General features: G+C 64.3%; 14 protein-coding genes, 1 tRNA gene and 1 pseudogene. 9 read left to right on the forward strand and 7 right to left on the reverse strand.

Annotated elements, in window-relative coordinates; all coding sequences use genetic code 11:
• Positions 1-87: 87 nt before the first annotated feature.
• From lptC to ptsN, 6 genes and pseudogenes are all read left to right on the forward strand, one after another.
• Positions 88-831: an LPS export ABC transporter periplasmic protein LptC gene (gene lptC, locus DW352_RS18515; protein ID WP_245434173.1), complete on the forward strand. Its 744-nt coding sequence runs from the start codon at positions 88-90 to the stop codon at positions 829-831.
• Complete coding sequence (locus DW352_RS18520) at positions 831-1,487, forward strand: LptA/OstA family protein (protein ID WP_245434174.1); 657 nt, start codon at positions 831-833, stop codon at positions 1,485-1,487. Before lptC ends, DW352_RS18520 begins: the two co-directional genes overlap by 1 nt.
• Positions 1,488-1,596: 109 nt before the next feature.
• Entirely contained in the window at positions 1,597-2,631 is a 1,035-nt protein-coding gene (gene lptB, locus DW352_RS18530; protein WP_245434175.1) for an LPS export ABC transporter ATP-binding protein, read from the forward strand.
• Between the two features lie 129 nt (positions 2,632-2,760).
• Positions 2,761-4,281, forward strand: a complete 1,521-nt coding sequence (rpoN, locus tag DW352_RS18535; RefSeq protein ID WP_115692715.1) for an RNA polymerase factor sigma-54 — start codon at positions 2,761-2,763, stop codon at positions 4,279-4,281.
• Positions 4,282-4,382: 101 nt separating this feature from the next.
• Positions 4,383-4,685: pseudogene (hpf, locus tag DW352_RS18540) on the forward strand (ribosome hibernation-promoting factor, HPF/YfiA family); the annotation flags it as partial.
• 157 nt (positions 4,686-4,842) lie between these two features.
• On the forward strand, positions 4,843-5,307 hold the full coding sequence (gene ptsN / locus DW352_RS18545; RefSeq protein WP_115694492.1) for a PTS IIA-like nitrogen regulatory protein PtsN: 465 nt from the start codon (positions 4,843-4,845) through the stop codon (positions 5,305-5,307).
• 158 nt (positions 5,308-5,465) lie between these two features.
• Here ptsN and DW352_RS18550 read toward each other — a convergent pair whose 3' ends face one another.
• The gene (locus DW352_RS18550) at positions 5,466-5,744 is read right to left on the reverse strand and encodes a BQ00720 family protein (protein WP_115692717.1); all 279 of its coding nucleotides are present in this window, start codon (positions 5,742-5,744) and stop codon (positions 5,466-5,468) included.
• 69 nt (positions 5,745-5,813) lie between these two features.
• On the reverse strand, positions 5,814-6,239 hold the full coding sequence (locus DW352_RS18555; protein ID WP_115692718.1) for an Hsp20 family protein: 426 nt from the start codon (positions 6,237-6,239) through the stop codon (positions 5,814-5,816).
• Positions 6,240-6,762: 523 nt separating this feature from the next.
• Here DW352_RS18555 and DW352_RS18560 point away from each other — a divergent pair.
• On the forward strand, positions 6,763-7,872 hold the full coding sequence (locus DW352_RS18560; RefSeq protein ID WP_115694493.1) for a cell wall hydrolase: 1,110 nt from the start codon (positions 6,763-6,765) through the stop codon (positions 7,870-7,872).
• Positions 7,873-7,999: 127 nt separating this feature from the next.
• Here DW352_RS18560 and DW352_RS18565 read toward each other — a convergent pair whose 3' ends face one another.
• The 3 genes from DW352_RS18565 to DW352_RS18575 form a co-directional block, all read right to left on the reverse strand.
• On the reverse strand, positions 8,000-8,977 hold the full coding sequence (locus DW352_RS18565; RefSeq protein ID WP_115692719.1) for an amidohydrolase family protein: 978 nt from the start codon (positions 8,975-8,977) through the stop codon (positions 8,000-8,002).
• A 174-nt stretch (positions 8,978-9,151) separates the two neighbouring features.
• Positions 9,152-9,227: transfer RNA gene (locus DW352_RS18570), tRNA-Ala, on the reverse strand.
• 74 nt (positions 9,228-9,301) lie between these two features.
• Positions 9,302-9,712, reverse strand: coding sequence for a TIGR02300 family protein (locus DW352_RS18575; protein WP_115692720.1), 411 nt, complete (start codon positions 9,710-9,712; stop codon positions 9,302-9,304).
• 160 nt (positions 9,713-9,872) lie between these two features.
• Between DW352_RS18575 and aroA the strand changes: the two genes are divergently transcribed.
• Positions 9,873-11,207, forward strand: a complete 1,335-nt coding sequence (gene aroA / locus DW352_RS18580; protein WP_115692721.1) for a 3-phosphoshikimate 1-carboxyvinyltransferase — start codon at positions 9,873-9,875, stop codon at positions 11,205-11,207.
• A gap of 146 nt (positions 11,208-11,353) precedes the next feature.
• Here the strand turns inward: aroA and ahpD are convergent, their stop codons facing one another.
• Both ahpD and DW352_RS18590 read right to left on the reverse strand, forming a co-directional pair.
• Positions 11,354-11,905: an alkylhydroperoxidase, AhpD family gene (gene ahpD, locus DW352_RS18585; RefSeq protein WP_115692722.1), complete on the reverse strand. Its 552-nt coding sequence runs from the start codon at positions 11,903-11,905 to the stop codon at positions 11,354-11,356.
• An 81-nt stretch (positions 11,906-11,986) separates the two neighbouring features.
• On the reverse strand, positions 11,987-12,541 hold the full coding sequence (locus DW352_RS18590; RefSeq protein ID WP_115692723.1) for a peroxiredoxin: 555 nt from the start codon (positions 12,539-12,541) through the stop codon (positions 11,987-11,989).
• A 173-nt stretch (positions 12,542-12,714) separates the two neighbouring features.
• Here DW352_RS18590 and cmk point away from each other — a divergent pair, with 173 nt between their 5' ends.
• Positions 12,715-13,353 carry a (d)CMP kinase gene (cmk, locus tag DW352_RS18595; RefSeq protein WP_115692724.1) on the forward strand — a complete coding sequence of 213 codons (639 nt, stop codon included), beginning with the start codon at positions 12,715-12,717 and terminating at the stop codon, positions 13,351-13,353.
• Positions 13,354-13,523 lie beyond the last annotated feature (170 nt).

Raw genomic sequence — 13,523 nt, forward strand, 5'->3', positions numbered from 1 at the left:
TTGCGTTGCGGGGGCGGGACTTCCAACGCATTGAACAGCCAGCGAAGCGCGGGCGCTCGGGTCGAGGACCGCTAAACCGATGCCCGTATGCTCGATCGAATGTCAGGCAGCCGCGCCATCACGATGAACCGTGTGATTACAGCCCGGACCGACCCGCAGACGGCGCGCTCGCATTGGACGATGAGCAGCCGCGACAGCGACCGCGCCTTCCGCGCCGCGCGCCGGCACAGCCAATTGGTCCGCGTCCTGCGCATTGCCATTCCGATCACCGTGGTGGCAACGCTCGCTTTGCTGTTCCTGGTTACCTATCTCAATCCTTTACGCATGCTCGCCAAGCTGCCCATCGACATCAGCGATCTGATCGTCTCGGGCACCAAGGTCACAATGGAGAAGCCACGCCTGTCCGGCTTCACGCAGGACTCCCGCGCCTACGAACTCTCGGCGGACGCCGCGGCGCAGGATATGACCAAACCCGACTTCATAGAACTGCGCGGCATCCGCGCGAAAATGGATATGCAAGACAAGACCTCGATGCTGATGACGGCCGCAACCGGCCTCTACAATTCGAAGACCGAGATTCTGCAGCTTCAGCGCGACATCTTCCTGTCCTCGACGAACGGCTATAAAGGAAAGCTGAGCGAGGCGACGATCGACACCCGCAAGGGTCATGTCGTCTCCGACAAGCCGGTCGAGTTGGAAATGCTGCAGGGAACGCTCAACGCCAACAAGCTGGAGATCGTCGACAACGGCGATCTCGTGCGGTTTCACGGCGGCGTTGTCATGGACATGCTGCTCAGCGACGAGGCCAAGAAAAAGGCCGCGAAGAAATGATGCTTCGCGCGCTTATTCTTCTGCTGAGTCTGTCGGCCGCGGGCGCCGCTTTGGCGCAACCGCAATCCCAGGCCTCGAAGGGCCCGCCCAATGCATTGCAGGGCTTTTCGCAGAACCGCGATCAGCCGGTGCATATCGAGGCGGCGACGCTCGAGGTGCGCGACAAGGAAAAGGTCGCGACTTTCACGGGTGATGTGCGCGTGAAGCAAGGCGATACCGGCCTGCGCTGCAAGCGGCTCATCGTCTTTTATGAGCAGGACAACGCCACCGACGGCAGCAAGGCCACAGACAACAAGACGATGACGGCGGCAACGCCCGGCCCGAACGGCGAGCAGCGCATCAAGCGCCTGGAGGCGCATGGCCAGGTGGTGGTGACCCAAAAGGAGCAGACCGCCACCGGCGAGCTCGGCATCTTCGACATGAAGACCAACACCGTCACGCTCACGGGCAATGTCATCATGACCCAGGGCCAGAATGTCCTGCGGGGCGAGAAGCTCGTCGTCGACATGGCGACCGGCGTTTCGCGGGTCGAATCCGGCAAGGGCAATGGCGGCCGCGTGCAGGGCTTGTTCCTGCCGGGCAGCACCGACATAAAGCCGGGCGCGACGCCGGGCCAACAGCCGGCCCGCCCGGCGCCGGGACGGAACACCAATTGACATCGCGCGCCAGGGGCCCGCGCCCTTCGTCGCGGAATCAGCTATTCTTGAATGCCTCGCGGCTCGCGGGGATAGCGCCGAACCGGCCGATGCGCTGCGAGGTAGACCAGTGAATATCCTTTCGCTGTTCCAGCGCCGGCGCCCGGCGCCCGCCCGGAGGCGGCTGACGCCGGCCGAGGTGCGCACGCAGCAGGCGGCGCTCGCGCGGCAGGCGGCGCAGCAACAGGCGCATGGCTACGCGCAGCCCCAGCCGGGGCACGGCCACGCTTACGCGCAGCCGCAGCCGCAACCGCAACCGGGGCAAGGTCACGCTTATGCGCAGCCGCAGCAGGCGCGGCCGGCGCAACAGCCGGCCCCACAACAGCGCCCGGCCACCGCGCAGCCGCGCCGCGACGGCGGCGGCCAGCAGCAGCAGGCGCGCCATGCCTATCTCGCCGCCCATGGCGTCGAGAAAAGCTTCGGCACGCGCAAGGTCGTGCGCGGCGTCACGCTCTATGTCCGGCGCGGCGAGGCGGTCGGCCTGCTCGGCCCCAACGGCGCCGGCAAGACCACCGTGTTCTACATGATCACCGGGCTGATCGCGGCGGACAAAGGCCGCATCGAGCTCGACGGCTACGACGTCACGCCGCTGCCCATGTACCAGCGCGCGCGTCTCGGCATCGGCTATCTGCCGCAGGAAGCGTCGATCTTCCGCGGCCTCAATGTCGAAGAAAACATCCGCGCGGTGCTCGAGGTCGTCGAGCCCGACCGCCGCCGCCGCGACGCGGATCTCAACGCGCTGCTCGAAGAGTTCAACATCACGCGGCTGCGCAAGACACCGACCATCGCGCTGTCAGGCGGCGAGCGCCGCCGCGTCGAGATCGCGCGCGCTTTGGCGACGCGGCCGAGCTACATGCTGCTCGACGAGCCCTTCGCCGGCATCGATCCCATCGCCGTCGGCGACATCCAGCAGCTCGTGCGGCACCTCACCAATCGCGGTATCGGCGTCTTGATCACCGACCATAACGTGCGCGAGACGCTTGGCCTGACCGACCGCGCCTACATCATCTACTCGGGCGAGGTGCTGATGGAGGGCACGCCCGACGACATCGTCAACAATCCGGACGTGCGTCGCCTCTATCTGGGCGAGGAATTCCGCCTGTAATTGCGGCAGCCCAGGCCGCATGCACAACATTTGTGCATTCCCGCACTGCGGAATCACATGGCGCAACCCGACTGAACTGGTGTAGCCTTTTCTTAGCAAGAATCGGACCAGTTTCCGCCGGGAAACCCCATGGCTTTGTCGCAAAGACTGGAGTTCCGTCAGACCCAAGCGCTGGTGATGACGCCGCAGCTGATGCAAGCCATCAAGCTGCTGCAGCTCTCCAGCCTCGATCTGGTGGCCTATGTGGAAGGCGAACTCGAGCGCAACCCGCTGCTCGAGCGCAGCAGCGACGACGACACCCCTTTTCCCGGCACCGAGCCGCCTGAGCCCGCCGTCGAGGCCCGGGACGACACCGCCACCGACTGGATTGGCGAGGAGCTGGAGACCAGCCGCAGCGCCCTGGAGCAGGGCCTGGGCACCGAGCTCGAGAACGTCTTCCCGGACGACGGCGGCGACAAGCCGGCAATGCCGGAGGCCCCGGCACCGGCCTATTCGGAATGGTCGGGCACCGGTTCGGGCGGCGCCGAGGACGGCGATTACAATCTCGAAGCCTTCGTGTCGGCCGAGACGACGCTGGCGGCTCATCTCGCCGAGCAGATGGCGTTGGCGATCCCCGATCCGGCGCGCCGCATGATCGGCCAGTACTTGATCGATATGGTGGACGAGGCCGGTTATCTCACCGGCGACCTCATCTCGGTGGCCGAGAAGCTCGGCGCTTCGCTGCGTGAGGTCGAAGACGTTCTCGCCATTCTGCAGTCGCTCGATCCAGCCGGCGCTTGCGCGCGCAATCTCACTGAGTGCCTGGCGCTGCAGTTGAAGGAACGCAATCGCTTCGATCCGGCGATGCAAGCGCTGGTCGCGCATCTCGATCTTCTGGCCAAGCGCGATCTGCCGGCGTTGCGGCGCGTGTGCGGCGTCGACGACGAAGATCTTATCGACATGATCGCGGAGATCCGCAGCCTCAATCCGAAACCGGGACTGGCCTTCGGCTCGACCAATGTACAGCCGATCGTACCGGATGTTCTGGTGCGCGCCGCGCCCGACGGCACATGGCAAGTCGAACTGAACTCCGACACCTTGCCGAAAGTGCTTATCAACCAGCGCTATTATACGCAGGTCAGCAAAGGCACGAAGAACGACAAGGACAAGAGCTACATCGCCGATTGCCTGCAGACGGCGACATGGCTCGTGCGCGCGCTCGACCAACGCGCCAAGACGATCTTGAAAGTGTCAAGCGAGATCGTTCGCCAGCAGGACGGATTTTTCGCCAAAGGCGTACAGCATTTGCGGCCGCTGAACTTGAAGACGGTTGCCGATGCCATCGGCATGCACGAGTCGACGGTGTCACGTGTCACCGCCAACAAATACATGGCGACGTCGCGCGGTATCTTCGAATTGAAATACTTCTTCACGTCCTCCATCGCCTCGGCCGATGGCGGCGAAGCGCATTCGGCCGAGGCGGTACGTCATCGCATCCGGCAGCTCATCGACGGCGAAACCGTCAGTGACATTCTCTCCGACGATACAATCGTGGAAAAGCTGCGCGGCGCCGGCATCGATATCGCGCGGCGAACCGTGGCCAAGTATCGGGAAGCCATGCGGATTCCGTCTTCGGTACAGCGTCGGCGCGAAAAGCAGGCGGCGGTATGACCCACCCTGCGTCGCATTGCGCAAGGAACGTTTCTGCGCTCAAATATTTAGCGATGGCATAATCGGGCGGAAGGCCCGCCCGGCAAGAGGGAGATGGCCACATGCCCTTGCGCGTTTCGGGACGGAACATCAATGTCGGCTCCGCGCTACAACAGCGCATCTCTGAAAGAGTCGAAGAAGCAACCTCGAAATATTTCAACGGTGGTTATTCCGGCCACGCCACAATTGGACGTGACGGTTTCGGCTTCCGCACCGACTGCGTATTACGTCTGGACTCGGGCGCGACCCTCGAAGCCGAGGGTATGGCCGCCGGCGCTTATGAAAGCGCGGATGAGGCCGCCGATCGCATCGAAAAGCGTCTGCGCCGCTACAAACGCCGGAAAAAGGACAGTCAAGCCCGCCGTGGCGGATGAGCGGTAGCCGACAATATGCACGGGAAAACGGCACCTATTGCCTAACGCCGCCCCATTGACTTCCGTCGCGAGCCGCTCTTATGGTCCGCCGCCTTCCACAACCCCCCTTGCAAACCGTCGCCGTCTCTTACGATCATCGCTCATGTCCCTGACGCTCACCGATCTTGTTGCACCGAACGCGGTCATTCCCGCGCTCAAGGTCAACAACAAGAAGCAGGCCCTGCAGGAGCTCGCGGCACGTGCCGCCGAGCTGACCGGTCAGAGCGAGCGTGAGATTTTGGAGATCCTGCTTCAGCGCGAAAAGCTCGGCTCGACCGCCGTTGGCAATGGCGTCGCGATACCGCACGGCAAGCTGCCGAAACTCGGCCGGCTGTTTGGTTTGTTCGCGCGGCTCGAGCGCGGCATCGATTTCGAAGCGCTGGACAGTCAGCCGGTCGATCTCGTGTTTCTTCTGCTCGCGCCGGAAGCCGCGGGCGCCGACCATCTCAAGGCACTGGCGCGCGTTGCGCGCCTGCTGCGCGATAGCGACATTGCGCGCAAGCTGCGTGAGTCACGCGACGCCGACGCGATCTACGCCGTGCTGTCGATGCCGCCGACCGGCGCGGCGGCTTGAACAAACGTCGTCCCCGCGCGGGCGGGGATCGATGCACCGCGGCTTATCCTCAGAACTGAAAAGAAAAAGCGCAGCACTGTGGCTGCGCTTTCGTCACTTGCGACATTCGTCGTCATGCGTCCCGCCTTCGCGGGCACGACGGCAGCGGTCATATCCGCTTAGTGCACGCTCACGGTTTCGAGCTCTTGGCTCCAGGCGTTGGCAACAGCGGCTTCACGCGTATCGGTCAGCATGATCGGCGTGCCATCGGCGGCGTGCAGCGCGAACAGCGTCATGCCCGGTTGCAATGTCGGCGCTTCGGGAAACATCTCCGCGACGTCCTCGGAGCGAATTTCTTTGACGTAGGCAAGTTGGCCGTCGCCGAGCTGCGCAAGCGCTTCCTGCGTCAGGGCGGGATGGACGGCATCCAGTTCAACAATCTTGTCGGTCTTGGTCATGGCCCTCGACTCCTTCCTCGATGTAACGCTTGACGTGGTCGAGTCCTGTTCACGAGTGCGTCAGCGGGTTCATTCCAACTCATTGATGGCGATCGTTCTCACGATCCGCTCCGGCTGCGGCCGGATGAGATCGATCGACAACAGCCCATTCTTCAAGTCAGCACCCAGCACCTCCATGCCTTCCGCCAGCACGAAGGTGCGCTGGAATTGGCGTGCGGCAATGCCGCGGTGGATGTACTGACGGGTCTTGTCGTCCTGCTGCCGCCCGCGGATCACCAGTTGGCTCTCCTCGACGGAGACGTCGAGCTGATCCCTGGTAAAACCGGCGACCGCCAGTGTTATGCGCAAACGCTCAGGATTGTTCCCGTCACGCGGCAGCCGTTCGATGTTGTAGGGCGGATAGCCGTCGGCGCCCTTGGCGACGCGGTCGAGCAATCGCTCGATTTCGTCGAAACCCAACAAAAACGGGCTGGAGAGGGACGGAACTCGTGACATTGGTCTCAAAGCCCTCGCTTGAAGCGACTTTGACGTTTGGGGCCCGTTTGGCACCCCATCCAGCGAGCACCCTGCCCGCCAGTGTTCCTAATATGGGCCGCCCCGGTTAAGGGTTCAAGAACACGGGAAAATCCGTCCCGGATGGCCTGGCGGGCCGCCGCGCGCCTGCCAGGGACCCGCCCCGGCCGGCAAGCGAACGCCACGCCGCTCCCATCACCCGAGCCAAACCAACCGCGGGACGTTCGCGTCACGACGTGGCGGTGGTTAACGCACCAGGCGTGACCACGCGCCATGGTTTACGTGCTGACGCAATCCGGGACAGTCGGCGCATTAATCATGAACGCGCCACGACACCGGTACTTGCATCGCGCGAGCGCGCAAAAAACCCATGGCACATCGTTAAATTAATCATCGTCGTTTGCCTTGTTTGGTCAAAAATTTCTAAACGCGCGTCGCAACATTCAAAGCTTCGCTAATATCGCGAGCGAAAATTCGTTCAGCATCGTGGGGGTTGCAAGTGCTGATGCGAAGTATCGACAGTGATCCGTATGGGCTGACGTTCGACGAAAAAATCTTTCAGGCTGCCAAGCGTTTTTGTTTCGGCTTCGCCGGGCTGGCGGTGACGATCAGCGCCCTCGATCTGATGAACGTACCGGTCGTGGAAGCGGCCGCGCGTTATATTCGCGACGGACGCGCGACCGTGGCCGAGTTGCCCGATGCGGTCATCGATGGCGTGCAGAACTTCTCGCTGCCATCCTTCAAAACTTATCCGACCGAAGTCGCCGTCCTGATCCCGCGCGCCGACGTGCAAGAAATGCTCGGCCGCATTGCACCGCCCGTCATCGCGCAGGCGGCGCCCAAGCCGCCACGTGCGGCGATCGCCGAACTGGCCGCTGTCCGTCACGAAGACGCGATCGAGTTTGCGATGGCATCGGCGAACACGATGATGTCGGCCAAGCCCGAACCCGCTGTCGCGTTCGGCGCGTCGCCGGCGTCTTATCGGCTCGCCAGCGCCGACGCCGGCGCACTGCCGTCGAGCAGCATGCTGGCCACGCGCGCGACATCGGAGGGACAGATATCGCTGCCCAATCTCATCGCCGTGCTGCCGCCGCCCGCGCCGGGCGTCGCGCCGCCGACGCCGGCCGAACGGTTGAAGCTCGAAGGCACCGCGCGGACGCGGGCGGAACGCTGCCTCGCCAACGCGATTTATTTCGAGGCACGCAGCGAGCCGCTCAAAGGCCAGATCGCCGTGGCGCAGGTGGTCATCAACCGGGCCTTTTCGGGCTTCTATCCCAACGACATCTGCGGCGTCGTCTATCAGAATGCGAACCGTCATCTCGCCTGCCAGTTCACCTTCGCCTGCGACGGCAAGAGCAAGGCCATCCACGAGCGCGGCGCATGGGCGCGGGCCAACCGCATCGCCAAGCAGGCGCTCGACGGACAGCTTTACGAAACCGCCGTCGGCACCTCGACGCACTATCACGCCGTCTATGTTCGTCCGATCTGGGCACGTGAAATGAAGAAGAACGTGCGCTTCGGCATTCACAATTTCTACCGGCCCTATGCCTGGGGCAACGGCTCGGATGAGCCGCTTTGGGCCAGGGCGCAGACCGCGGCGTTTAATAAGAGGTAATCACTAGCCGCCGCTCGTCCCCGCCAAAGCGGGGACCAAGCACAACGATGCAAGTATGTTAGGGCCTGCTGGATTCCCGCTTTCGCGGGAATGAGCGGAGATTGGGGCAACCCAATCGCAAACTGCTCTAAATCTTCAGCTTGAACAGCTTCACCGCATTGTCGCGGCCGATCTTGGCGCGCTCGGCCTCACCGATCTCCGCCTTGTCGAACCACTCGCAGCCTTGACCGACATCCTCGAACGGCCAGTCGACCGAGAACATCACATGGTCCGCGCCCATTTCGGTCACCGCATTGATCAGCGATGGCGTGTGGAAGTTGCCGGACGTCGTCAGATAGAAATGCTTGCGGAAGTAATGCGCGACACCGTGCTTGGCCGGATAGTTATGCGGCGCGTTCATCCAGCCGTTGCGGCCGTCGATGCGCCAGAGCTGCACCGGAATGCCTTCGCCGAGATGGCCGAGCACGATCTTCAAGTTCGGGCATTCGTCGAACAGGCCGGAGCCGATCAGGCGTAGCGCGTGCAAGGCGGTCTCGGCGGCGAAGGCCCAGTTCGGCCCGAGCATCCAGTTGTGGCCTTCGTAGAACTTGGTCCAACTCGGCAGCGGATTGCGCGGGTGCAGATAGAATGGCACGTCGAGCGCTTCCACCGTGCGCCAGAACGGCCGGTACTGCGGCAAGTCGTAGTAGGTGACGTTGTCCGCGCTGCCGACATTGCTGAAGCCGTTGATCAGCGCGCCGACGAAGCCGAGTTCCTTGACGCAGCGCGTGAGCTCGGCGGCCGCCGCTTCCGGATCCTGCATCGCCAGCGCCGCGAAGCCGGCGAAGCGGTCCGGATGCTTGCCGACATCCGCGGCCATCGCGTCGTTGGCCTGCCGCGCGACGTCGACGGCGCGCTTGACGTCCGGGATCGCCTGCACCGCCGGCGCGTTGAGCGACAGGATCATCATCTCGATGCCGTGCTGATCCATTTCGCGCAGCCGCGCCCCTTGGACGTCGATCAGGCGCGGCCCGAGCGTGTCCCAGACATGCGTCCCGAAGACCTTGGAGTCGTTGAGCGTCGCTTCGATGGCGACATGTTCTTCGAGTGCGATCTTGCCTTGCATGAAGCTGGTCTCTCGGGGCGGTTAAGGGACCCGCATCATGCATTGTCGCCGCCGCCGCTGTCAGCACCGGCGCAATAAAAAAGCCGCCCACGAGGAGCGGCTTTCAAGTTGAGAAATGGGCAAGCCTTCGTTGGATCGGGCTTGCCAGCCGTAGCTCGCGAAACGAGCCAAAGTTGGTGGAGCCAAGCGGGATCGAACCGCTGACCTCCTGCATGCCATGCAGGCGCTCTCCCAGCTGAGCTATGGCCCCAATCTCGAATTCTTGCCGCGGCAGGGAACGCGCGCGGCCCGCGTATGCGCCGGTACCCTAACCGGCGCGGCCAATCAAGTCTCTTCTTCCTTTTCGATGCCTTCGCCGATGATATCGGTCACGTCGGCGTCGCCTTCCTCTTCTTCTTCGATGAAGGCGGCATCGTCCAGGCTCTCGTCGTCGTCCATCTCGACGTCGTCTTCCTCGACCTGAGCGCCCGCCGTCGCCGGCTTCTTCTTGCCCTGCTGCTCGGCCTCCGCGTCCTCGAGCGACACGAATTCGGCGTCCGTCGTCTCCGGCACCAGCGTCTCGCTCTCGTCCTGCACGGCCTTCGCCGCCTCGGGACGCGCGCCGCGCGTCGGCGCCACCGCGATCGGGACGACCTTGCCGGTATAGGGCGAAATCACAGGCGTCTTGTTCAGGTCGTAGAACTTACGACCCGTGTCGGGGCAGATGCGCTTGGTACCGAGCTCAGGTTTGGCCACGGGTCAGGGTTCCTCGGAATGTCGCGAAATCGGTGCTTCACTTGGCTAGTTGCGAGCGGCCTGTCAATAGGCCGTCACACATGGAATACGCCAGGGCGGGCGGGATGACGCCGCGCGCGGCTGCGTGGTAGGAGGGCGCGGTTTTTAAGGATACCTGCCGGTGAATACCACTGCCTTGACCCCCCTCACCGCTCGCCGCGGCGGCCCCTTGCAGGGCCGCGTCCGCGTCCCGGGCGACAAGTCGATCTCCCACCGCGCGCTGATCCTCGCGGCCATGGCCGTGGGCGAGAGCACCGTCACCGGCCTCCTCGAGAGCGAGGACGTGCTCAACACCGCCAAAGCCATGAGCGCCCTCGGCGCCAAGGTGGACCGCGACAAAGACGGCGTCTGGCGCGTCCGGGGCGTCGGTGTCGGCGGGTTTGCCGAACCCGAGGCGCCGCTCGACTTCGGCAATTCCGGCACCGGCTGCCGCCTGGTCATCGGCGCGGTCGCCGGCTGCCCGATCAAGGCGAGCTTCGACGGCGACGCCTCCCTGCGCAAACGCCCGATGCGCCGCATCCTCGATCCGCTGGAGAAAATGGGCGCGCAGGTGCTCGAACAGGCCGAAGGCGGGCGTCTGCCGCTGACCCTGCAGGGCGCGCGCGACCCGCTGCCGCTCGAATACGAATCGCAGGTGCCGTCGGCGCAGCTCAAGTCGGCGGTGCTGCTGGCCGGCCTCGCCGCGCCGGGCGAGACCACCGTCATCGAAGCCGAGGCGACGCGCGACCACACCGAGCGCCTGCTCAAGCATTTCGGTGCCAAGATCGTCAGCAAGCCGCACGGCGAGCTCGGCCGCCGCATCACGCTGCAGGGCCAGCCCGAGCTGGAGCCGGCTGACGTGACGGTGCCGGCCGATCCCTCCTCCGCCGCGTTCCCGATGGTTGCGGCGCTGATCGTGCCCGGCTCGGACGTCGTGTTCGAGAATGTGATGATGAACCCGCTGCGCACCGGCCTCTTCACCACGCTCAAGGAGATGGGCGCGAAGATCGAGGTCGTCGAGAAGCGCGACGGCGGCGCCGAGGAAGTCGCCGACCTGCGCGTGACGACATCGCAGCTCAAGGGCGTCGAGGTGCCGCCGGAGCGCGCGCCGGCGATGATCGACGAGTATCTCATCCTCGGCGTCGCGGCCGCCTTCGCCAACGGCACGACGCGCATGCGCGGCCTCAAAGAACTGCGCGTGAAAGAGTCAGACCGCCTCGAGGCGACCGCCGACATGCTGCGCGTCAACGGCATCGCGGTCGAGATCGAAGGCGACGACCTCATCGTGCACGGCAAAGGCAGCGTGCAGGGCGGCGGCGAGGTGAAGACGCATATGGATCACCGCATCGCCATGTCGGCGCTGGTGATGGGCCTCGCCAGCGAGCAGCCGGTACGCATCGACGACTCGGCCTTCATCGCCACCAGCTTTCCGGACTTCACCGGGCTGATGCGTGGGCTGGGCGCGGATTTGGCGTAGTCCGTTCCGCCGAGCATCCAGCCCGCTCATTCCCGCGCAACCGGGAAGCCAGCGCGGCGGTTCTCATAACGTCAGAGCTGGGCCCCCGCTTTCGCGGGGGCGAGCGGAATGTGGGGCAACTCCAGCTAAACGAGATGCGCTCTCGTTTACTCAGCCGCTTCCGACAGCGACGCCGCGGCTTCGCCGGCTTCGAGACCGACCGCGACCGACTGGATGATCGCGGCGAAACGCACCGCGGTGTGCACCGTATCCTCGCTCACGCCGGCATCGTGCAGCACCTTGTCGTGCGCGTCGATGCACTTGCCGCAGCCGTTGATCGCCGACACGGCCAGCGACCACAACTCGAAATCGGCCTTGTCGACACCGGGATTGGCGATCACGTTCATGCGCAGCCGCGCCGGCTTGCTCTCGTAAGCCTTGTTCGAGGCGAGATGCACGAAGCGGTAATAGATGTTGTTCATCGCCATCACGGTGGCGGCGGCGCGCGCGGCGTCGAGCGCCTGCGGGCTCAAGTGCTGACGCGCCAGCGCCTCGAAGGCCCGCACGACGTCGGCATTGCGCGTCGCGATCGCGCAGGCCAGGAACAGGCCGTAGCGCTGCTGCGGGTTCAGCGTTTCATCGGACAGCATCGACGAGAGATTGAGCTTCGCGTCTTTGGCGAAGGCAGGCAGGCGCTCTTTGAGGCTCTCGATGGGCAAGACACGTTCTCCGGAAATTTCAAACGACAGACGCGAAGACTGCGGGCGGCGCGAACGCCGCCCGCGTTAGCACAAAAGCGATCAGGCCGCCTTGAGCGTGTCGCCGCCGACTTCGCGGTTGCACGGGCAGAGCTCGTCGGTCTGCAGCGCGTCGAGGACGCGGAGCGTGTCCTTCGGATTGCGGCCGACGTTGAGGTTGGTCGCGTAGACGTGCTGGATGACGTTGTCCGGATCGACGATGAAGGTGTAGCGGAACGCAACACCGTCCGGCGAGCGCACGCCGAGGCCGTCGACGAGCGAACCGTTGGTGTCGGCGAAGCTCCAGATCGGGAGCTTGTTGAGATCCTTGTGATCGCGGCGCCAGGCAAGCTTGACGAATTCGTTGTCGGTCGAACCGCCGAGCACGACGGCGTCACGGTCGGCGAATTCCTTGCCGAGACGGGCGAACTCGGCGATCTCGGTCGGGCACACGAAGGTGAAGTCCTTCGGATAGAAGAAGATGACCTTCCACTTGCCCGGGAAGCTCGCTTCGGTCAGCGGCTCAAAGGCCGACTGGCCCCCTTCCTCGTGAGCATTGAAGCCGGGCTTCACGCCAGTCACCGAGAACGAGGGGAGTTTTTCGCCAATTCCAAGCATGAGTCTGCCCATTCCTTATTTCAAGTTGTGAAACGCGTATGCAACATCTTTTTGTTGCGGCGCAAAAGCCAGCATATTGCTTCGCACAATGATAAGTCGACTCAGAACTTTTGTGCGTCGCAATAAGATAATCTTATCGAGACAATTGGAAAAATCGCGGCAAAAGAGGCGCCATGATCATCGCAATCGACGGCCCCGCCGCCTCGGGCAAAGGCACCCTCGGTAAGAAGCTCGCAGCCCATTACGGCCTGCGCCATCTCGACACCGGCCTGATCTACCGCGCCGTGGCCAAAGCGCTGCTCGATGACGGTCGGCCAGCGGACGACAAGACCGCCGCCGTTGCCGCCGCCGCCGCTCTCGACCCCGCCCGGTTCGAACCGGCCGCGCTCAAGGCGCAGGCCGTGGGTGAGGTCGCCTCGGTCGTCTCGGCCATCCCGGAACTCCGCGCCGCCCTCGTCGCCTTCCAGCGCGATTTCGCCGCCACCCCGCCCGGCGCGGTTCTGGACGGCCGCGACATCGGCACCGTCATCTGCCCCGACGCCGACGTGAAGATCTTCGTCACCGCCTCGCCGGAGGTGCGCGCCCATCGCCGGGCGCTCGAATTCGCCGCCAGCGGCGCACCGATGGACGAGGCCGCGGTGCTCGCGGACATCCGCAAGCGCGACGAACGCGACATGGGGCGTGCCGCCGCCCCCCTGAAACAAGCGGCGGATGCACACTTGCTCGACACCACCAATATGGATATATCCACAGCCATCCGGGCCGCCATCGACATCGTCGAGGCCAGCCGGGCGGGCCGAGGGCGCGATTAACGCCCCTCGTGTTGGAGGACAAAAGCCCCGCTCGAGCCTCTGCGTAAGGCTTGCCCGTAAACCCAATCGTTCGACAGCACGGACTTTGCGCCGGCCCACCGGGATTCCTGGGGCCGCCGTTGGCGTTGCCAAGGCCATCGGCCCGCATTGTCGAACGCCATTCAAACCTG

Source organism: Pseudolabrys taiwanensis (assembly GCF_003367395.1).
GTDB classification, from domain to species: Bacteria; Pseudomonadota; Alphaproteobacteria; order Rhizobiales; family Xanthobacteraceae; genus Pseudolabrys; species Pseudolabrys taiwanensis.

Excerpts from the sequence above, each read along its gene's own strand:
- lptC (WP_245434173.1), top strand. The coding sequence starts at position 88 with ATGCTCGATCGAATGTCAGGCAGCCGCGCCATCACGATGAACCGTGTG.
- DW352_RS18520 (WP_245434174.1), top strand. The coding sequence starts at position 831 with ATGCTTCGCGCGCTTATTCTTCTGCTGAGTCTGTCGGCCGCGGGCGCC.
- rpoN (WP_115692715.1), top strand. The coding sequence starts at position 2,761 with ATGGCTTTGTCGCAAAGACTGGAGTTCCGTCAGACCCAAGCGCTGGTG.
- DW352_RS18550 (WP_115692717.1), bottom strand. The coding sequence starts at position 5,744 with ATGACCAAGACCGACAAGATTGTTGAACTGGATGCCGTCCATCCCGCC.
- DW352_RS18555 (WP_115692718.1), bottom strand. The coding sequence starts at position 6,239 with ATGTCACGAGTTCCGTCCCTCTCCAGCCCGTTTTTGTTGGGTTTCGAC.
- DW352_RS18560 (WP_115694493.1), top strand. The coding sequence starts at position 6,763 with ATGCGAAGTATCGACAGTGATCCGTATGGGCTGACGTTCGACGAAAAA.
- DW352_RS18565 (WP_115692719.1), bottom strand. The coding sequence starts at position 8,977 with ATGCAAGGCAAGATCGCACTCGAAGAACATGTCGCCATCGAAGCGACG.
- DW352_RS18590 (WP_115692723.1), bottom strand. The coding sequence starts at position 12,541 with ATGCTTGGAATTGGCGAAAAACTCCCCTCGTTCTCGGTGACTGGCGTG.
- cmk (WP_115692724.1), top strand. The coding sequence starts at position 12,715 with ATGATCATCGCAATCGACGGCCCCGCCGCCTCGGGCAAAGGCACCCTC.